12 protein-coding genes and 3 pseudogenes are annotated in these 19,645 nt (G+C 74.6%); 8 read left to right on the top strand and 7 right to left on the bottom strand.

What is annotated here, in order from left to right:
- Positions 1-72 precede the first annotated feature (72 nt).
- The gene (locus tag ACLF5H_RS18095; RefSeq protein WP_421677105.1) at positions 73-1,572 is read left to right on the top strand and encodes an FAD-dependent monooxygenase; all 1,500 of its coding nucleotides are present in this window, start codon (positions 73-75) and stop codon (positions 1,570-1,572) included.
- A gap of 40 nt (positions 1,573-1,612) precedes the next feature.
- Here the strand turns inward: ACLF5H_RS18095 and ACLF5H_RS18090 are convergent.
- From ACLF5H_RS18090 to ACLF5H_RS18070, 5 genes and pseudogenes are all read right to left on the bottom strand, one after another.
- A pseudogene (locus ACLF5H_RS18090) lies at positions 1,613-2,540 on the bottom strand (biotin-dependent carboxyltransferase family protein).
- A complete protein-coding gene (locus tag ACLF5H_RS18085; RefSeq protein WP_421677040.1) occupies positions 2,537-3,154 on the bottom strand; it encodes a 5-oxoprolinase subunit B family protein in 618 nt (205 codons plus the stop codon). The pseudogene ACLF5H_RS18090 and the gene ACLF5H_RS18085 overlap by 4 nt, the downstream one beginning before the upstream one ends.
- A complete protein-coding gene (locus ACLF5H_RS18080) occupies positions 3,151-3,909 on the bottom strand; it encodes a LamB/YcsF family protein (RefSeq protein ID WP_421677039.1) in 759 nt (252 codons plus the stop codon). Before ACLF5H_RS18080 ends, ACLF5H_RS18085 begins: the two co-directional genes overlap by 4 nt.
- A gap of 55 nt (positions 3,910-3,964) precedes the next feature.
- Positions 3,965-4,804, bottom strand: coding sequence for a putative hydro-lyase (locus tag ACLF5H_RS18075; protein ID WP_421677038.1), 840 nt, complete (start codon positions 4,802-4,804; stop codon positions 3,965-3,967).
- Complete coding sequence (locus tag ACLF5H_RS18070) at positions 4,801-6,105, bottom strand: MFS transporter (RefSeq protein WP_421677037.1); 1,305 nt, start codon at positions 6,103-6,105, stop codon at positions 4,801-4,803. The genes ACLF5H_RS18075 and ACLF5H_RS18070 overlap by 4 nt, the downstream gene beginning before the upstream one ends.
- Positions 6,106-6,231: 126 nt before the next feature.
- Between ACLF5H_RS18070 and ACLF5H_RS18065 the strand changes: the two genes are divergently transcribed.
- From ACLF5H_RS18065 to ACLF5H_RS18050, 4 genes and pseudogenes are all read left to right on the top strand, one after another.
- Complete coding sequence (locus tag ACLF5H_RS18065) at positions 6,232-6,933, top strand: GntR family transcriptional regulator (RefSeq protein ID WP_421677036.1); 702 nt, start codon at positions 6,232-6,234, stop codon at positions 6,931-6,933.
- 48 nt (positions 6,934-6,981) lie between these two features.
- The gene (locus tag ACLF5H_RS18060) at positions 6,982-8,523 is read left to right on the top strand and encodes a hypothetical protein (protein ID WP_421677035.1); all 1,542 of its coding nucleotides are present in this window, start codon (positions 6,982-6,984) and stop codon (positions 8,521-8,523) included.
- Positions 8,524-8,629: 106 nt separating this feature from the next.
- Complete coding sequence (locus ACLF5H_RS18055) at positions 8,630-9,508, top strand: hypothetical protein (RefSeq protein ID WP_421677034.1); 879 nt, start codon at positions 8,630-8,632, stop codon at positions 9,506-9,508.
- Positions 9,509-9,609: 101 nt separating this feature from the next.
- Positions 9,610-14,162, top strand: a pseudogene (locus tag ACLF5H_RS18050) (hypothetical protein).
- A 34-nt stretch (positions 14,163-14,196) separates the two neighbouring features.
- Here the strand turns inward: ACLF5H_RS18050 and ACLF5H_RS18045 are convergent.
- Together ACLF5H_RS18045 and ACLF5H_RS18040 are read right to left on the bottom strand one after the other, a co-directional pair.
- Positions 14,197-14,976 carry an IclR family transcriptional regulator gene (locus ACLF5H_RS18045; protein ID WP_421677033.1) on the bottom strand — a complete coding sequence of 260 codons (780 nt, stop codon included), beginning with the start codon at positions 14,974-14,976 and terminating at the stop codon, positions 14,197-14,199.
- Between the two features lie 166 nt (positions 14,977-15,142).
- Entirely contained in the window at positions 15,143-15,739 is a 597-nt protein-coding gene (locus ACLF5H_RS18040) for a hypothetical protein (RefSeq protein WP_421677104.1), read from the bottom strand.
- 148 nt (positions 15,740-15,887) lie between these two features.
- Between ACLF5H_RS18040 and ACLF5H_RS18035 the strand changes: the two are divergent.
- The 3 genes and pseudogenes from ACLF5H_RS18035 to ACLF5H_RS18025 all read left to right on the top strand — a co-directional run.
- Positions 15,888-17,795, top strand: a pseudogene (locus tag ACLF5H_RS18035) (nitrate- and nitrite sensing domain-containing protein); the annotation flags it as partial.
- 1,009 nt (positions 17,796-18,804) lie between these two features.
- Positions 18,805-19,239, top strand: a complete 435-nt coding sequence (locus tag ACLF5H_RS18030; RefSeq protein ID WP_421677103.1) for a roadblock/LC7 domain-containing protein — start codon at positions 18,805-18,807, stop codon at positions 19,237-19,239.
- Between the two features lie 9 nt (positions 19,240-19,248).
- Entirely contained in the window at positions 19,249-19,644 is a 396-nt protein-coding gene (locus ACLF5H_RS18025; protein ID WP_085562622.1) for a DUF742 domain-containing protein, read from the top strand.
- The last annotated feature ends 1 nt before the right edge of the window (position 19,645 follow it).

Here is a 19,645-nt window from a genome sequence, read left to right as displayed (position 1 = left end):
GCGCCTTGGTCACCGACCAAGAAGTGGGGACGGGCTGTGCCCGAGGAGGGATTCGTGAAGGTGATGGAATCGATGGAGACGGAACAGGTGGTCGTCGTCGGCGGCGGGCCGGTCGGACTGTGGCTCGCGGCGGAACTGCGGCTGCGTGAGGTGCCGGTGACCGTGCTGGAGGCCCGGCCGCGGCGCAGCCCGCACTCCCGCGCGCTCACCGTGCATCCGCGCACCCTGGAGGTGCTGGACTGCCGGGGAGTGGTCGGCCCCTTCCTCGCGGAGGGGCTGCGCATACCCAGCGGCCACTTCGCCGCGCTGCCCGAGCGGATGGACTTCCGGCCGCTGGACACCCCGTTCCCCTTCACCCTCTCGCTGCCCCAGGCCCGCACCGAGGAGCTGCTGGAGGAGCACGCGGTGCGCCGCGGCGCGCGGATCCTGCGCGGCCACCGGGTCACCGGGGTCGAGGCGGGCGCGGACGCGGTGGAGCTGACCGTCGAGGGCCCGGACGGCCCCTACCGGACTCGTGCCGCCTACGTGGTGGGCTGCGACGGCACCCGCAGCGCGGTCCGGGAGTCGGTGGGCGTCGCCTTCCCCGGCACTCCGGCGACGCTGTGGGCCTGGATGGGCGATGTGGTGCTGGACGCGCCGCCGGCCGCCCCGGCGGTCAGCGGGCCGCGCGGGCAGCTGATGGTCTTCCCGCTGCCGGGCGGGGTGCACCGGGTCGTGGGCAATGATCCGGACACCCTGCGTCAGACGCGGCCGGGCGAGCTGACCTTCGAGGAGTTGCGGAAGCGGGTGACGGCCATAGCGGGCACCGACTTCGGCATGCGCGACCCCCGCTGGCTCTCCCGCTTCGGCAACGCCACCCGGCAGGCGGAGACCTACCGGCGCGGCCGGGTGCTGCTGGCCGGGGACGCCGCCCATATGCACTTCCCGGCGGGCGGCCCCGGGCTGAACGTGGGGGTGCAGGACGCCACCAACCTCGGCTGGAAGCTGGCCGCCGTCCTGCGGGGCACCGCCGCGGACGGCCTCCTGGACAGCTATCACGGCGAGCGCCATCCGGTCGGCGCCGAGCTGCTGCTCAACACCCGCGCGCAGACCGCCCTGATGACCACCTACGCCCCGGAGGGGCAGGCGCTGCGCGGACTGCTGGGCGAATTCATCGCCACGGTCCCGGAGTTCAGCCGGACCCTCGCCGAGCGGATGTCGGGTCTCTCCGTGGTCTACCCCCCGGCCGAGGGTGCCGCGGCCCATCCGCTGACCGGCCGCCGGGCGCCCGACCTCCGGTTCGCCGACGGGCGGCGGCTGTTCGAGCTGCTGCGCGGCGGCGGCCCGGTCCTGCTGGACCTGACCGGCAAGGCGGCGGCAGGAGGGCCCGGACCGACACCGGACACCGTCGTGCAGCCCGCACCGCTCGCCCCGCACGACCGGGAGGCCTGGCGGCGGGTGACCGCGGCGCTGATACGCCCCGACGGCCATGTGGCCTGGGCCGCCGAGGAGACCGACCCGCAGACGCTCACCCGGTCCGTGTCCGGGGCGCTCGCCGCGCTGGTGGGTGAGGGGGCGGCCGCCGGCCGGTGACACGGGGCCGGGATGCGCCGGTCCGGGTCGGCGCCGCCGGTCATGCGGGTCCGTGCCGTCCCACCGGCACGAAGCGGACCGGTGTGCCCGGCGGGGCCTGCGCGGCGGCCGGGAGGTCGCAGGTGTCGACGACGGCGATCACCGGATAGCCCCCGGTGGTCGGATGGTCGGCCAGGAAGACCACCGGGCGGCCGTCCGGCGGCACCTGTACGGCGCCCAGCACCATCCCCTCGCTGGGCAGTTCGCCCTCGCGGGCGCGTTCCAGCGCGGGGCCCTCGGTGCGCAGGCCGATGCGGTTGCTCGCCGGGGAAACCCGGTAGGCGCACGCGGTCAGGTCATGCCGTCCGCGCGCGGTGAACCAGTCCGCGCGCGGGCCCGGCGTCACCCGGAGCACGAGTTCGGCCGGCGGTCCCGGCCGCGGGGCGGTGTCCACTCGCGCGGACGAGTTCGGCCGGCGGTCCCGGCCGCGGGGCGGTGTCCACGCGCGCGGGCGGTCCCGCCGGGCGGCCCAGCGGCAGCACCGTGCCCTCGGCGAGCGGGGCCGGACCGAGGCCGGACAGCAGGTCGGTGGCGCGGCTGCCGAGCACCGGCTCGACGGCGATGCCACCGCGCACGGCGACATAGCCGCGCACTCCCGCCGACACCGCGCCCACCTCAAGGAGTTCACCGGCGGGCACCACCACGGGCGCGCCCCACGCCGCCGGGCGGCCGCCGACCGCCACCGGGCAGGGTGCGCCGCCGACCACCACGGTCACCGTCGAACGGGGGCGCAGCGCACACCCGTCGAGCGTCGTCTCCAGCACCGCGGCGTCCGGCCCGTTCCCGGCCAGCCGGTTGACGAGCGCCGCCGCGGGCGGGTCCAGCGCCCCCGAGCGGGGCACCCCGAGATGCGCGTACCCGGGCCGCCCGAGGTCCTGCACGGTGGTCAGCATCCCGGGCCGTACGACGACGAGCGCACGGTCGCTCATGGCCCCTCCACCGGCACGAATCGCACCCGGGTGCCCGGCGCCAGCAGCGCGGCCGGATCGCGGGTGTGGTCCCAGAGCACCGCGTCGGTGGCGCCGATCAGCTGCCAGCCGCCCGGCGAGGTACGCGGGTACACGCCGGTGTACGGCCCGGCGAGCGCCACCGCGCCGGGCGGGACCGCCGTGCGCGGAGTGGCCCGGCGCGGGACGTCGTAGCGGGCCGGGAGCCCGGTGAGATAGCCGAAGCCGGGCGCGAAACCGCAGAAGGCCACCGTGAACTCGGTGCCCGCGTGGATACGGGCCACCTCCCGCTCGGACACCGCCCAGTGCGCGGCGACGGCGGCGAGGTCGGGGCCGTCGTAGCGCACCGGCAGTTCGACCAGGGGGCGCGTCGAGGGCGCGGGCGACTCTCCCTTGAGCGCGGTCAGTTCGGAGATCCAGCGGGCCGGTTCGGGCAGTCCGTCCAGCAGGACCGTGCGCGCGGCCGGCACGATCTCGCGGACGGTCAGCGTGCCCTCCGCGCGGCGCCGCAGCAGCGCCGCGTGCAGGGCCCCCGCCTCCTCGGCCGAGCCCACCTCGATGAGCAGCGCCTCCCGGCCGACCGGCAGCGCCCTCATGCGAAGGCCTCCACCCGCACACCCGCCGCGACCAGCCGCGCCCGCACCTGCCGGGCCAGCTCCACCGCGCCGGGCGTGTCGCCGTGCAGACACAGCGAGCGGGCGCGCACCCGGACCCGCTCGCCGGAGTGCGCGATGACCGTGCCGGAGCGCACGAGTCCGACCGAGCGCCGTACGACCGCCTCCGGGTCGCTCACCACCGCGCCGTCCCGGCCGCGCGGCAGCAGCATGCCCTCGTCGGTGTACGCGCGGTCCGCGAACGCCTCCGGAACGGCCGGCAGGCCCGCCTTCTCGGCCAGCGCCAGCAGCCGGGAGCCGGGCAGGCCGAGGACCGGCAGCGCGGGGTCGGCGAGCAGCACGCCGTCGATCACCGCGCCCGCCTGCTCCTCGTCGCGCACGACCCGGTGGTAGAGCGCGCCGTGCGGTTTGACGTACGCCACCCGGGCCCCGGCGGCGCGCGCGAACACCTCCAACGCGCCGATCTGGTAGGCCACTTCGGCCGTCAGCTCGGCGGTCGGCACGTCCATCGCGCGCCGCCCGAACCCGGCGAGGTCCCGGTAGGAGACCTGGGCGCCGATCGTCACCCCGCGTGCGGCGGCCAGCTCGCACACCCGGCGCATGGTGACCGCGTCCCCGGCGTGGAAGCCGCAGGCCACGTTGGCGCTGGTGACGACGGACAACAGCTGCTCGTCCTCGGTGAGCCGCCAGCGGCCGAAGCCCTCACCGAGGTCGGCGTTCAGATCGATCGAGGTCATGGGCGTTCCCGTGTCTCCGGTTCGTTGATGAGTGGTCTTGTCGATGCGCCGGTGTTCAGTCGACGCCGACCAGCCGGTACTGCTCGTCGCGGGCGTCGGTCAGGAACATCTGGCCCGGGGCGTGGGTGATGGCGAACGGCGGTCGGGAGGCCATCACCGCCGCCTGCGGGGTCACCCCGCACGCCCAGAACACCGGGATGTCGCCCTCCTGGCGGGCCACCGGATCGCCGAAATCCGGCCGGTCGAGGTCCGCGATGCCGAGCCCCGCCGGGTCCCCGCAGTGCACCGGGCCGCCGTGCACCGCCGGGAGCAGGCTGCTCTCCCGGATCGCGGCGCCGAGCCGCTCGGGCGGCACCGGCCGCATGGACACCACCATCGGCCCGCTCAGCCGGCCCGCCGGGCGGCACGGGCGCCCGGTGACGTACATCGGCACATTGCGGCCCTGTTCGACATGGCGGATCGGCACGCCCGCCCGGCTCAGCGCCCATTCGAAGGTGAAACTGCATCCGAGCAGGAACGCCACCAGGTCCCCGCGCCAGTGGGGCCGCGCGTCGGTCGGCTCCGCGACCAGCTCGCCGTCCTGCCACACCCGGTAGCGCGGCAGATCGGTGCGCAGATCGGCGCCCTCGGCGAGCACCGTCGTCGGGCGACCGGCGTCGGTGACGTCGAGCACCGGGCAGGGCCGGGGGTTGCGCTGGCAGAACAGCAGCATGTCGTAGGCCCAGTCGGCGGGCACCGCGATCAGATTGGCCTGGGTGTGCCCGGCCGCGACCCCGGCCGTGGGGCCCGCGAGACCCGCGCGGAACCGGGCCCGCGCGGCCCCCGGACTCCAGCCGGGCGCCCGCTCGTCGAGGGTGGTGACGGGACGGTCCGCCGTGCGCTGCACCCGTGTCATGCCAGTTCCTTCCCGCGCGTCTCGGGCAGCCCGAGCAGCGCCAGTGCCGCGATCCCGTAGCCGACCGCGCCGAAGACCAGCGCGCCGCCGACGCCCCAGCTGTCGGCCAGGAAGCCGACCAGGGTGGGGAAGACCGCGCCCACCGCGCGGCCGGTGTTGTAGGTGAAGCCCTGTCCCGTACCGCGCACCGCCGTCGGATACAGCTCGCTGAGGTAGGAGCCGAAGCCGCTGAAGATGGCTGACATGCAGAACCCGAGCGGGAAACCCAGTACGAGGAGCACGGTGTCGGCGCCCTGCGGGATGTGCGCGTACGCCAGCACGCACACCGCCGACAGCAGCGCGAACAGCCAGATGGTGGCGCGTCGGCCGAGCCGGTCGGTCAGGTGGCCGCCGGTCAGATAGCCGAGGAACGCGCCGGAGATGAGGAAGGCGAGGTAGCCGCCGGTGCCGACGACCGACAGACCGCGCTCGGACTTCAGATACGTGGGCACCCAGGTGGCCAGCGTGTAGTAGCCGCCCTGCACGCCCGTGGACAGCAGGCTCGCCAGCAGCGTGGTGCGCAGCAGGCCCGGGGCACCGGCGCGGCCCGGCCGGAAGATCGCGGTGAACGAGCCGCGGCGCGGGTCCTGTTCACGGGCCGCGAGGGCCACCGGCGCGTCGTGCACCCGGCGGCGCAGCCACAGCACCAGCAGCGCGGGCAGCGCGCCGGTCCAGAACATCACCCGCCAGGCCAGGTCGTCGCCCGCGAAGGAGAAGACCAGCGTGTAGACGACGGCGGCCAGCGCCCAGCCGACCGCCCAGGAGCTCTGGACCGCGCCGAGGGTACGGCCCCGGTGGCGGGCGGAGGCGTACTCGGCGACCAGGATCGCGCCGACCGCCCACTCCCCGCCGAAGCCGAGGCCCTGGAGCGCGCGGAAGACCAGCAGCGTCTCGAAGTCCGGCGCGAAGCCGCAGGCCACGGTGAACACCGCGTAGGTGAGCACCGTGATCACCAGCGCCCGGACCCGGCCCACCCGGTCGGCGAACACACCCGCCAGGGCGCCGCCGACCGCCGAGACCACCAGCGTGACGGTGGTGAAAAGGCCGGTCTGGCCGCTGTCCAGGCCGAAGTACGCGGAGAGCGCCACCATGCTCAGCGGCAGCGTGAAGTAGTCGTAGGAATCCAGGGCATATCCGCCGAAAGCCCCGGCGAACGCGCGCCGCCCGTGCGGGCCGAGATCGCGCAGCCAGCCGAACGCGCCGTCCTGGGCGGTGTGTTCGAGCGCGGGGGCGGTGGCCGGGGGAGGAGGGGTCGTGCTCATGGGCACCTCGCAGAAGGGGACGGAGGGTGCGGTGAAGTGAGCCGTGCCGAGCACCGTAGAGGATCGTTCAACGATCCTTCAATACCCGTGTTGTCTCGTCCCGAGGTCTGCGATTGAATTCCGGGCATGGCAGAGCAGCTGGCGGGACTGGCCGACGACCGCGCCCTCCTGGGTCGTACGAGCACCGCGGAGCGGGTTTCGGACATCCTCAGGAGCCGTGTCGCGGACGGGTACTTCCCGCCCGGCACCCGGCTGTCCGAGGACAGCATCGGCGGCGCGCTCGGCGTCTCCCGCAACACCCTGCGCGAGGCGTTCCGGCTGCTCACCCATGAACGACTCCTGGTCCACGAGCTCAACCGGGGCGTGTTCGTACGGGTCCTGACCGTCGAGGACGTCGAGGACATCTACCGCACCCGCGCGCTGGTCGAGTGCGCCGTCGTGCGCGGCCTCGGCGAGGCGCCGTACCCCCTGCGGGGGCTCTCCGACGCGGTCGCCGCGGGCGAGACGGCGGCCGCCGAGGATGACTGGAAAGCGGTGGGTACGGCCAATATCCACTTCCACCAGGAACTCGTCACCCTCGCCCGCAGCGCCCGCACCGACGAACTGATGCGCAGCGTCTTCGCCGAACTCCGCCTCGCCTTCCACCTGGTGGACGACCCGCGTCGGCTGCACGAGCCGTACCTGACGCGCAACAGGGAGATCCTGGGCGCGCTGGAGGCGGGGGAGCGGGGCGGGGCGGAGCGGCTGCTGGAGAGGTACCTGGTGGACTCGCTGGAGCGGGTGGTGGAGGCGTACCGCCGCCGGGTGGGCGAGCACACCGCCCCGTGAGCCCCGCCCCACCGCCGGCCGGACCGGCGGAGCCTGCCGTTTGGGTAGATGTCAGACCGAGGACCTACTCTGTGCACCGTGACTTCCGAGACCGCTAAGCCGCAGCTCAGCACCGCGCAGCGTCCCGCTCCGGGACCCGCGGCCGACGAGGGCCTCGCCCGTCGGCTGCGCGCGCTCGCGTGCACCGCGCCGCTGCACGACCTGGACGCCCGCAAGGGCAGCCTCGCGGGCGAATACTCGGTGTACGGAATGGCCGAGGTGGCCCTCGCCGCCATCGACCTGGTCACCCTGAACATGGACTTCGACACCGGCGCCGACCATGAGCAGATCGTCGCGCGTCTGATCCCCCGCATCGCCGCCCAGGCCCCGCACCGCCCCACCGCCGAGCACGAGCGCGTGGCCCGCTGGGTCCTGGAGAACCTGATCAACGTCGGCAGCGTGGACCGCGGTTTCCGCGCCGTCTACGGCACCTTCGCGGCGGACGGCACCTACGTCCGCCGCGACTACGACTTCAAGCTGATCGAAGAGGTCCCGGGCCCCGGCGGCACGGTGTACCTGCGCACCACCGACGAGGCGGTCAACGTCCTGGTGGGCGCCCTCGACACCGACGTCACCAGCGCCCAGATCGCCGCCGAGGTCAAGCTGGAGGTGCTGATCAACCGGGGCCGCCTCGCCGACGCCCAGCTCGCCGCCGAACAGGCCCGCTACCGCACGGTGCAGTACTCCGAGACCCTGCGCCGCGCCCTGGACGCCACCCGGCGCAACGTCCGCGCGGTCGACTGGCTCAACGCCGTGCCCGACATGATCGCCGAGGCCCTGGAACACGTGGCCGACCGCTACCGCCACGAGAACGCGATCCTCACCAACATCCGCAAGGCCCGTGACGAGACCGAGGAGCCCGAGCACAAGCGGCGCGCCGCCGAGCTGGTCGACATCGTCAAGGACTGCATCCGCCGGCACACCCAGCTCCAGTCCCGGCTGCTGGAGGCGGGCCCGCTGTTCCGCGCGGAACAGGACCGGCAGGCTTTCGCCACGCCCGCGAGCACCGCGGGCATAGACCTGTACGGCCATCTGGTCGCCCCGGTGCTCACCCTCCCCGCCGAGCACGCCACCCGGGTCACGGACGCCTTCTTCGCCCGCGGCACCGGCCTCCGCACCCCTGTCGCGGTGCGGGTCGCCGACCTCGTGGACATCCTGCTGACCCCGCCCGTGGAGCGCGAGCACCTGGGCGCGGAGATGCCCGAGCCGGACCTGATCGCGACGCCGGACGACAGCCGGTTCAGCGAGGAGCAGCTGGCCACCGCCATGGAGCTGCTCGACCTGCCCGCCGACGCCCCGCGCAGGCTCTCCGGGCTGCTCGCCGAGGCCCGGCGCACCGGCGACCCCGAGCTCGCCTACCTCGTCGCCCTCCTCGCGGTGCACGCGGCCAGCCCCGCCGTCGGCACCGCCTACCGGCAGGGCGAGGAGAAGCTGCTGTTCGCCGTGGACGACGGCACCGAGCTGGACGACCACGAATTCGGCGGCGCCGATCTGATCGTCGGCATGGCGCTGCTGGACGCGGCCGGCATGGCGGCGGACCGGGCGGCATGAGCGGGCCCGGTGCGACACCAGCGGGCCGTCCACGTGATGGGCGGGCCCCGCGCGAGTGGTCCAAAAGCAGCATGAGCAAGTCAGAGAGCGACAAGGAGTCAAAGCCGTGAGCGAGCACGTCGAGTGGAGTGACACCGAGGCCCCGGCCCCGTCGGCCACCGCCGCCGTCACCCCCGCCGACGCCGCCGACGCGGCGCGGCTCGTCGCCTACGGGCTCCAGCCCAAGCTCCAGCCCGCCCGCGACCAGGACTACACCGAACTGCTGCGCCGCTACCGCGAGGACCCGGCGTTCGCGCGGCTCGCGGACGCCGTCGCCACCGGCCTCGGGCTCGTCGTCCTGGAGGTGTCCCCGCGCGCCGGTATGGCCGTGACCGCCGCCGAGGACTCGGTGTTCGCCGTCCGCATGGGCGACTACGCGCGTCGCACCACCGCCGACTCCGGCGACCGCTTCCTGCACGGACTGGCCCATCTCGCCGTCGCCGCCCTCGCGTTCCCGCGCCCCGAGGACCTGGCCGACGACGGCTACATCGGCCGGGTCACGGTCAACGGCGTCGACGCGTTCGTCCGCCAGGCCTGCCGCCGCCTGGAGGAGCGCGCCGAGGAGCAGGGCGAGAACACCGACCCGGCCACCGACGCGCCCGGCCTGGAGGCCGCCTGGCGGATCTGGGCCAGACGCAGCGCCACCGGCGCCACCAAGGACGCCCGCAGGCCCGCCTCCTCCACCACCGGCATCGTCGCCAAGGCCCTCGCCTTCCTCACCGACTCCGGCTTCCTCCAGCGCACCGGCGACGAAGGCGGCGGCACCTACCGCACCACCGCCCGCTACCAGCTCCAGGTCCGCGACATGGCCGGCACCGCCGCCATGGCCGAACTGATCGAGTTGGGCGTGGTCCCGGTGACCGACGGCACCGCGAGCCTGCTGCCCGCCGAGGACACCGACGACCTGGAACTGGTGGCCGACGCGGGCCTCCCCTTCCACTCCTGAAGCGCCAAAGGGCCGATCCTGAAGCACTGAAGCATTGAAGGGCCGACGCGCCCCGCGCCCCCGAACGACCGCACCTTTCACCAGACTTACGAGAGTCCGCCATGTACGAGCTGTCCCGGGTCCGCCTCTACTCCATCGGGCCCGCCGGTGCGCGCTACGCCGACACCGTGCTTGACCTGCGGGGCGTGGGCGAACCCGTGCCCGATCCGGCACCCACCCAGGCGGAGTTCTTCGCGGAGGAGCCGTCCGGCCCGCCGCGCCGCCCCGCGCCCGCGGGCGTGCTGTTCCTGGAGAACGGCGGCGGCAAGTCCGTCCTGCTCAAGCTGATCTTCTCGGTGATGCTCCCCGGCCACCGCAACACCCTCGGCGGCGCCAGCTCCGGCGTGCTGCGCAAGTTCCTGCTCGCCGACGACTGCGGCCATGTGGCCCTGGAATGGCAGCATGTGCAGACCGGCGAGTGCGTGGTCGTCGGCAAGGTCAGCGAGTGGCGTGGCCGCCAGGTCTCCAACGACCCGCGCAAGTTCGCCGAGGCCTGGTACTCCTTCCGGCCCGGCCCCGGACTCAGCCTGGACAACCTCCCGGTCGCCGAGTCCACCGCCGTACGCCCGGCCGCCGAGGGCGCGTCCGGCGCCCAGGGCCGCCGCCGCACCATGAAGGGCTTCCGCGACGCCCTCACCGAGGGCGGCAAGGCGTACCCGCACCTGGAGGTGCACTGGGAGGAGACCCACGAGCGCTGGACCGAGCACCTCGGCGACCTCGGCCTCGACCCCGAACTCTTCCGCTACCAGCGGGAGATGAACGCCGACGAGGGCGAGGCGGCCGGCCTCTTCGCGGTCAAGAAGGACTCCGACTTCACCGACCTGCTGCTGCGCGCGGTCACCGACACCCGGGACACCGACGGCCTCGCCGACCTGGTCAGCGGCTTCGGCAACAAGCTCGGCCGGCGCGCCGAGCTGATCGCCGAACGCGACTTCACGGCCGGCTCGGTGGATCTGCTCGGCCGGATCGTGGAGGCCGCCGACACCCGCGCCCGTGCCCGGGACATCCACGCCGGTGCCGAGCGCCGCACCCGCACCCTCGCCCGGCGGCTGTCCGCACGCGCCGTACAGGAACGCGTCCGGGCCGCCAACCTCGCCCAGCGGGTCACCGCCGCCGCGTACGCCGTCACCCACTCCGAGGGCGCCCGCGAGCGCAGCTCCCTGGTCGCCGCCGAACTCGCCTACCGGCACGCCTCGCTGGCCCTCGCCGCCGCCGAGAAGGCCACCGCCGCGCAGAAGCGCGAGCTGGCCGACGCCCGCACCCTGCACTCCGCGTGGCAGGCCGCCGAGGCCGTGCTGCGCCACCGTGCCGCCGCCGACCGCGTCGCCCGTGTCTCCGCCGCCATCCAGGAGGCCGAACGGGACGCGGCCCCCGCCCTCGCCGCCCGCGCCCAAGCCGCCGTGGAACTCGTACGGGCCCTGCACGCGGCCGCCGGGAGCGCCGAGGACCTGGCCAACGAGGGGGAGGAGCGCTCCGCCGCCCTCCAGGAGGCCGGTGACGCCGCCTACCGCGACTCCACCGCCGCCGCCACCGAGGCCCAGCGCGCCCGCAGCGAGGCCGGCCATCTGCGCCAGCGGCTCGCCGAGGTCGAGCAGGAGACCGCCGAGGCCGTCCGCGCCGGCTGGCTGGACGACAGCGCCCCGGACGCCGACCCGGCCCGCGCCGCGCTCGCCGCCTCGGACGCCGAGAAGACCACCGTCGCCGCCTGGGACACCGCGGTGATCTCGCTGACCACCGGGTTCCGGGTGCCTTCGGCCGCCTCGCGGACGCGCTGGCCGCCGAGGAACGCCTCGCCGAACTCCTCGGCCTGCCCGGCACGGCACCCCGCGCGGGCCTGCCCGCCCAGCGCACCGACGACACCGACGGCGCCCCGCGCGCCGACCAGGACGGCCTGCCCGCCGGTCCCCTCACCGCCGCCGAACTCGACCGCTGCGCCGACGAACTGCGCGAACTCCTCGACGACGCGGTCGGCACCGCCGAACGCCAGCTGTTCGACCTGCGCACGGCCGCCGCCGACGACTCCCGCATCCTCGGCGCGCTCGGCGACGGCGGACTGCTGCCGCCCGGCCCGGACGTCCTCGCCACCGTCGAGTTCCTCGGCGAGCACGGCATCCCCGCGCTGCCCGGCTGGCGCTATCTCGCCCAGGCCGTCGACCCCGCCGACCACGCCCGGGTGCTCGCCGCCCGGCCCGAACTGGTCGACGGCGTCATCATCACCGACCCCGACACCCACGCCCGGGCCCGCGAGGCACTGGCCGACGCCGCCCTGCTGCCGCGCTCCGCCGTGGCCGTCGGCACCGCCGCCGCCCTGCTCGCCCCGACGCCCGCCGAGGACACCGCCCCGGACGGCGTGTTCCTGGTGCCGCCGAACCCGGCCATGCACGACGAGCACGCCGCCGACGAGGAACGCCAGGCCCTGCGTGCCCGCGCCACCGAGCGCGACGAGGAGATCCGGACCCTGGCCGCCCGGCTCGGCAAGGACCGCGAACTCGCCGCCCGGCTCACCTCCTGGCGCACCGGCTGCCCCGCGGGCCGCATGGCCGAACTGGCCCGCGCCGCCGAGGAGGCCCGCGCCTTCGCCGAGGAGTCCGAGGCCGAACTCGCCGAGGCCCGCACCCTGCGCGCGGAGGCCGAGGAGAGCGCCGCCGAGGCCGTACGCCTCCGCGACGAGCGCCAGGAGGCCGCGCAGAAGGCCCGGCGCGCCGCCGACGCCCTCGCCGGACTCGCCTTCCGGCTGCGCGAACGCGCCGGCTGGCAGGCCCGGCTGCGCGAACTCGCCGACGAGGCCGCCGAGTCCGAGGCCCGCGCCGGGACCTGTCTGGAGCGCGCCCGCGCCGACGACGAGGACCGCCGTGCCGCCCAGCGCGCCGCAGACGACGCCCGCCGCACCGCCCGCGCGCTGCGTGCCGAGCGCGCGGAGATCGCCGGTGCCCCCGACGACGTACCGGTCGAGGAGACCGGCACGCCCAAGGTGTCGCTGCCCGCCCTGCGCGAGGCGTACCGGGCCGCGTCCCAGGTGTACGAGAAGGTCGGCGTCGGCGCCGATCTGCGCGCCGAGCAGGCCCGCGCCGAGAGCGACGAGAGCGCCGCCCGCGCCGAACTGGACCGGCTCAGCAACAAGGTCCGCACCCGCGCCGAGCAGCTCCTCCAGGCGCCCGACGGCTCCGACGGGCCCTCCCGGCAGGCGGCCGCCGCCCGCGCCGAGGAGCTGGTGCAGCTCCTGGAGACCCGCATGTCCACCGCGAGCGAGCAACTCGGCCGGCTGCGCGGCGAGGCCGAGCGGCACGCCCCCGAGGACGGCGAGGCGCACACCGAACTGCCCGCGGACCAGGTACCGCGCGACGCCGAGCACGCCCAGGTCCTGCTGCGCACCGCGACCACCGAACTGGCCACCCGCACCGAGGCGTTGGCGCGGGCCCGCGACGCGCACGGCGAACTGCTGGCCGCCCATCGCGCCGCCGAGGACGCGGCCGGCGGCTTCGACGAGATCGCCGCGATGCTCCGCGACCTCCTGCGCGAACACCTGCCCGAGGAGGAGCAGGAGGAGCCGGAGCCGTACCCGGGCAGCCTGGAGGAGGCGCGGCAGTCCGCCGCCGAGGCCCGCCGCTCGCTGCGCGGCTGCGCCGCCGACCTGTCCGCCGCCGAGGCCGGTGTGCGCGAGGCGAGCGACGTACTGGTCCGGCACGCCAACTCCACGCGCTACGAGCAGGTCCGCACCCCGGCCAGGCAGCAGATCCGCGAGCTGCCCGCCGCCGCGCTGCCCGAGCACGCGCAGAAGTGGGCGGACGCCTTCGCGCCCCGGCTGCGGGTCCTCACCGACGAACTGGCCCAGCTGGAGCGCAACCGCGACTCGATCGTGGACCGGCTGCGCGGCCTCGTGGAGTCGGCCCTGGCCACCCTGCGCTCCGCCCAGCGGCTGTCCCGGCTCCCCGAGGGGCTCGGCGAGTGGTCCGGCCAGGAGTTCCTGCGCATCCGCTTCGAGGAACCCGACCAGGCCACGCTCACCGAACGGCTCGGCGAGGTCATCGACGAGGCCACCCGCGCCGCCGTCAAGAAGAACTCCGACATGCGGCGCGACGGCATGTCCCTGCTGCTGCGCGGTGTCGCGGCGGCCCTGGAGCCCAAGGGCGTGGCCGTCGAGATCCTCAAGCCCGACGCGGTGCTGCGCGCCGAGCGGGTCCCCGTCGGGCAGATGGGCGACGTCTTCTCCGGCGGCCAGCTGCTCACCGCGGCCATCGCCCTGTACTGCACGATGGCCGCGCTGCGCTCGAACGACCGGGGCCGCGACAAGCACCGGCACGCGGGCACGCTGTTCCTGGACAACCCGATCGGCCGTGCCAACGCGACCTACCTCCTGGAACTCCAGCGAGCCGTCTCCGACGCCCTCGGTGTCCAGCTCCTGTACACCACGGGCCTGTTCGACACCACGGCCCTGGCCGAGTTCCCGCTGGTCATCCGGCTGCGCAACGACGCGGACCTCAGGGCGGGACTGAAGTACATCAGCGTCGAGGAACACCTGCGCCCCGGCCTGCCCCAGCAGCCGCAGGCGGGGGAGACGGTGCACAGCGAGATCACCGCGACCAGGATGTTCAAGAAGTCGGCGGTCACCCCGTGAGGGGCGCGCGGGGCCGCGGCTGACGGGCCGCGGCTCAGAAGCCGTAGCCCATACGGCGGGATAGCTCGGTGGCCGCCGCGGCCGTGCGCCGGGCCACCTCCGTCAGCCGGTCCGGGGTCAGCCGGTACACCGGGCCGGAGACGCTGAGCGCCGCGATCACCTCGCCGTCGTGCGCCCGCACCGGCGCGGCCACCGCGGCGAGGCCCGGCTCCAGCTCCTCGACCGTGACGCCGTAGCCCCGCTCCGCCACACCGGCCAGCTCGGTCCGCAGCGCCTCGGCGTCGACGACGGTGTGTTCGGTGAACCGGTGCAGGGGCCGCGCGAGCAGGCTCTCGCGCGCGGCGGGCGGCCGGTGCGCGAGCAGCACTTTGCCGCTGGAGGTGGCGTGCAGCGGGGTGCGTCGGCCCAGCCAGTTCTGCGCGGCCACCGAGGCGGTGCCCCGGGCCTGCATGATGTTGACGGCGGCGTCCTCGTCCAGCACCGCGAGGTTCACCGTCTCGCCCAGCTCGTCGGCGACCTCGCGGCAGATCGGGACGCCCTCCTGGGAGATGTCCAGCCGCACCGCCGCCGCCCCGGCCAGCCGCAGCACACCGGCGCCCAGGTAGTACTTGCCGCGATCCTTCGCCTGCGCCACCAGACCCCGGTGCTCCAGCACGCCGAGCAGCCGGAACGCCGTGGACTTGTGCACCTCCAGCTCGGTGGCGATCTCGGTGACGCCCGCCTCGCCGTCCCGGGCGAGGATCTCCAGCACGCTCACGGCGCGGTCCACCGACTGCACGGCCCCGGCCGGCTGTTGCTTCTGCGCGTGGGCCATGGCTGGGCTCCCACCTGTCGGCCGGTCCGGAATCAGTCGCGCACGGCGCTCATGTCGGCGCCGTACGGAACATCATCGTAGCGAAGTGGCCGATTCCAGCCGGTGGCCGAAGGGCTCCCCCCGGACGGTCCGACTCGCGGTGCGAACCGCGGTTCGGCTCATCGGCTCAGGGGTGCGACAGCTGCCCCGCGCCGCCCCGCCGCCGTATCCGCTCCTGCTCCCGCAGCGCCCGCCGCTCCGCACGCCGGCGCGCCCGCCGCTCCCGGCGCAGCGCGCGGGCCGTGCTGCTGGGCTCGGAGACCACGCCGTACCGCTGGTTCCACACCTGGCGGGTCACCCAGACGTCGACCACGGCCCAGGTGGCCACCACGGTGCTCGCCACGCTGCTGATCACCAGGGGGAACGCGGGCCAGGACTCCGCCATGGTGCACAGGAACGCCACCATCGCCTCTATCAGCGTGACCGAGATGATGATCAGCGCGCGCACCGCCGCCGTCCGCACCGGATCCGGCAGCGGATGCCGCCGCGCGGGCTCCTCGACCCACAACGGCCGGTGCTCCGGCTGTATCCCGTACCGCTCCGCAGTGCCCTTCACCGTGTCCCTCACTCCCCACCGCCCGGGGACCCCTCGCCCCGAAGCCCCGACTCCCCAGTAGCTGCCCGGCTTGCGCGGATTTACGCGGCCGGGATGCGGGACGGGGCCTCCACGGCCCAATCCGCCCCCAACTCCCGTAGAGAAGGACGAACAAGACCCCGTGAAGATTCCCGCCTTGGGAAAAATTCCAGCCAACCGCCATTCCCTGCCATGGTGTCCGGCTCCGGGGTACCCGCCGGATCGCGGTGGCAATCTCCCGCAATGCCCGGACAACTCGCCCGGTACCGCCGCCGCTACGGAAGTTCACCTTCCGGACATGCCTTCGAGTTACCTGTATGGCGGTAGTAGGCTCGCGCCGTTTGTTGACGCACATGCGCACCCCCGGCCCGCGGGGGTCGAGCTGGGGGAGGCCATGCGCTTTCGCGGGAAGTCGATCCGCCGGAAGATCGTGGCGCTGCTTCTCGTGCCGCTGCTGTCCCTGACCGCCATCTGGGGTTTCGCCACGGTGGTCACAGGCCGTGACGTGGCCCAGCTCTTCCGGGTCTCCGATGTCATGCAGAACATCGGCTATCCCACCGAGGACACCGTTCGCGTGCTCGAACAGGAGCGCCGCCAGACCCTCGTCTACCTCGCCGACCCACGCGCCTCCGACTCCCTGTCGGCGCTCCAGCGCACCCGCACCGCCAGCGACCGTGCGATCGCGAAGGTCCGCGAGAACGCGCGGAAGCGCCATCTGCGCCACGCCCTCGGCGCCCAGGGCGGCGAACACCTCACCGCCGTCCTGGACGCCTTCAGCGGACTGGACTCGCTGCGCCACAGCGTCGAGGGCGGCACCATCAGCCGCGCCCAGGCCCTCGACCTCTACAACCGCCTGATCGACCCCTGTTACTCGCTGCTCGCCGGGCTCGACGGCATCGACGACGTCGAGATGGACAAGCAGTCGCACGCCCTGGTCAACCTCACCCGCGCCCGTGAACTGCTCTCCCGGGAGGACGCCCTGCTCGGCTCCTCCCTCGTGGTGGGGCGGCTCACCCGCGAGGAGATCCGCGAGATCTCCGACCTCGTCGCCCAGCGCACCCTGCTGTACGACATCAGCCTGCCGCTGCTGCCCGCGTCCGAACGCGAGCGCTACGAACGGTTCTGGGACAACGCCGGTACCGCCCCGCTGCGTTCGGCCGAGCAGTCCGTCATCGAGCACGGCTCCGGCACCCCCGACGGAGTCACCGCCAAGAGCTGGGACCAGGCCGCGGGCAGCGCCCTGGCCGACCTCGCCACCCTGGACGACGGGGCGGGCGACCGCTTCCAGGACCGTATGCACCCCGTCGCCATGCGGGTCATCGCCCAGGGCGCCGTCGCGGGCCTGCTCGGACTGCTCGCCCTGCTCTTCTCCCTCGTCCTGTCCGTCCGGATCGGCCGCGGCCTGATCCGCGACCTGCGCCGGCTGCGCCTGGAGGCGCACGAGGCGTCCGGCGTCCGGCTGCCCGGCCTGATGCGCCGGCTGTCGGTCGGCGAACAGGTCGACGTGGAGACCGAGGTGCCGCGCCTGGAGTACGACCAGAACGAGATCGGCGAGGTCGGGCAGGCCCTCAACACCCTTCAACGGGCCGCCGTCGAGGCTGCCGTCAAGCAGTCCGAGCTGCGCGCCGGAGTCTCCGAGGTCTTCGTCAACCTCGCCCGCCGCAGCCAGGTGCTGCTGCACAAGCAGCTCACCCTTCTCGACACCATGGAACGCCGCACCGAGGACACCGACGAACTCGCCGACCTCTTCCGCCTGGACCACCTCACCACCCGGATGCGGCGGCACGCCGAGGGCCTGGTGATCCTCTCCGGCGCGGCGCCCTCCCGGCAGTGGCGCCGCCCCGTGCAGCTGATGGACGTGGTCCGCGCGGCCGTCGCCGAGGTCGAGGACTACGAGCGGGTCGAGGTACGACGCCTGCCGCGGGTCGCCGTGACCGGCCCGGCCGTCGCCGACCTCACCCATCTCGTGGCCGAACTCCTGGAGAACGCCACGGTGTTCTCGCCCCCGCACACCGCCGTCCAGGTCATCGGCGAGCGGGTCGCCAACGGCTTCACCCTGGAGATACACGACCGGGGACTCGGCATGACGCCCGAGGCGCTGCTGGACAACAACCTGCGCCTCGCCGAGACCCCCGAGTTCGAACTCTCCGACACCGACCGGCTCGGCCTGTTCGTGGTCAGCCGACTCGCCCAGCGCCAGAACGTGCGCGTCTCTCTCCAGCCCTCGCCCTACGGCGGCACCACCGCGATCGTGTTCATCCCGGACGCGCTGCTCAGCGACGAGGTCCCGGACACCAACGGCATCGGCTTCCGGCTCGACCGGGAGCGCACCGCGAAGAACTCCGGGCGCGCCGCCGGTGGCGCCCGCGCCCCGCTGCCGCTGTCCGGCCTGCCCACCACCGTCCTGGACGGCCCGGTGGAGCTGGAGGCGCCCGTCGACCTCGACGCCCTGGACGACTTCCCCGGCGCCCTGCCGGACGAGGACAGCGAGCGCGGCGGCCTCTTCCGCCACCGCCGCGCCCTGGCCCGGGGCGGGGACGACGGCCCCGCGGCGGAGCCGGGCGAGGACCGTTCGGTGGATCGCCCGGCGGGCGGGGGGACCGCCGAGCCCGGACTCGTACCGCTGCCGCGCCGCCAGCCGCCCAAGCTGGTCAGCTCGCACGGCAAGCCGGTCACCGACCAGCGCGCCCACCGCCCCGAGCCCGGCCGCCGTAACCCGGCGGACCCGGCCCCGGACGAGCGCCCGACCGGGGAGGCGTACGCCTCCGACGCGGGCACGTACGGCACCGCTGAGGACGCGTACGGCGCGGGCCCGGACGCCTACGGCACCGACCGCGAGCCGCACCGGGACGGGCCGGTGGCCCTGCCGCGCCGGGCGACCGCCGCCCCGACGTGTGCTCTTCCGATCTCGCCCCCGGTGGCCCGGACACCCCCGGCGGCCCCGCCCGCGCGCCCCGCGACGGCGACGGCACCGCCGAACCCGGCGACAGCGCCCTGCCCCGCCGAGTGCGGCAGGCCAGTCTCGCCCCTCAGCTCAGGCAGGACCCCGAACGGCGTCCCGGGCGCACCGACGCGCCCACCGACCGGGACGCCGACGAGGTCCGCAGCCGCATGGCCTCGCTCCAGCGCGGCTGGCAGCGCGGCCGGGAGGAGAATGCCACGGGCGAGACTGCCCGCACCGGCACAGCACAAGGAACCACTAAGGGGGACGGTCGATGACCGCACCGAAGGCGACCGACCACACGGCGACGGGCAACGGGGGGCTGAACTGGCTCCTGGACGACCTGGTCGACCGCGTCGCCAGCATCCGCAAGGCCGTCATCCTCTCCGGCGACGGCCTGGCCACCGGCGTGTCCAAGGACCTGACCAGGGAGGACGGCGAGCATCTGGCCGCCGTGGCGTCCGGCTTCCACAGCCTCGCCAAGGGCGTGGGACGCCACTTCGACGCGGGCGGCGTCCGCCAGACGGTCGTCGAGCTGGACGACGCCTTCCTGTTCGTCTCCGCCGCGGGCGACGGCAGCTGCCTGGCCGTCCTGTCCGACGCCGACTCCGATGTCGGCCAGGTCGCCTACGAGATGACGCTCCTGGTCAAGAAGGTGGGTGTGCACCTGGGCACCGCCCCGCGCACGGGCCTGCCCGCGGGCGGGTAGTGGGATGACATGAGCGAAGACGGTCAGGTGAGCAGCCACTGGTTCGACGACGACGCCGGACCGGTCGTCCGTCCGTACGCCATGACGCGCGGCCGTACCACCAGTACGGCCCAGCACCGCCTCGATCTGATCGCGGTGGTGGTCACGGAGCCGGCCGCCGGGGACCCGGAGACGGACCCGACGCTCTCCCCCGAGCACGTGGACATCGTGGGCCTGTGCCGCAGCACCCCGCAGTCGGTCGCCGAGCTGGCCGCGGAACTCGACCTGCCCATCGGTGTCGTCCGGGTCCTCGTCGGCGACCTCGTGCACGCGGAACTCGTCCATGTCACCCGGCCGGTGCCCCCGGCCGAGCTGCCGGACGAGAGTATTCTGCGCGACGTGATCAACGGCCTGCGGGCGCTGTGAC

Source organism: Streptomyces sp. LaBMicrA B280, from assembly GCF_049222185.1.
GTDB lineage: Bacteria > Actinomycetota > Actinomycetes > Streptomycetales > Streptomycetaceae > Streptomyces > Streptomyces murinus.
The sequence above is the reverse complement of the archived record's forward strand: the minus strand, read 5'-3'. Positions and strand labels throughout refer to the sequence as shown.

Bases quoted from the DNA above. Each gene is read 5' to 3' on its own strand.
- ACLF5H_RS18095 (WP_421677105.1), top strand. From the start codon at position 73: ATGGAGACGGAACAGGTGGTCGTCGTCGGCGGCGGGCCGGTCGGACTG.
- ACLF5H_RS18085 (WP_421677040.1), bottom strand. From the start codon at position 3,154: ATGAGGGCGCTGCCGGTCGGCCGGGAGGCGCTGCTCATCGAGGTGGGC.
- ACLF5H_RS18080 (WP_421677039.1), bottom strand. From the start codon at position 3,909: ATGACCTCGATCGATCTGAACGCCGACCTCGGTGAGGGCTTCGGCCGC.
- ACLF5H_RS18075 (WP_421677038.1), bottom strand. From the start codon at position 4,804: ATGACACGGGTGCAGCGCACGGCGGACCGTCCCGTCACCACCCTCGAC.
- ACLF5H_RS18070 (WP_421677037.1), bottom strand. From the start codon at position 6,105: ATGAGCACGACCCCTCCTCCCCCGGCCACCGCCCCCGCGCTCGAACAC.
- ACLF5H_RS18065 (WP_421677036.1), top strand. From the start codon at position 6,232: ATGGCAGAGCAGCTGGCGGGACTGGCCGACGACCGCGCCCTCCTGGGT.
- ACLF5H_RS18060 (WP_421677035.1), top strand. From the start codon at position 6,982: ATGTCAGACCGAGGACCTACTCTGTGCACCGTGACTTCCGAGACCGCT.
- ACLF5H_RS18045 (WP_421677033.1), bottom strand. From the start codon at position 14,976: ATGGCCCACGCGCAGAAGCAACAGCCGGCCGGGGCCGTGCAGTCGGTG.
- ACLF5H_RS18030 (WP_421677103.1), top strand. From the start codon at position 18,805: ATGACCGCACCGAAGGCGACCGACCACACGGCGACGGGCAACGGGGGG.
- ACLF5H_RS18025 (WP_085562622.1), top strand. From the start codon at position 19,249: ATGAGCGAAGACGGTCAGGTGAGCAGCCACTGGTTCGACGACGACGCC.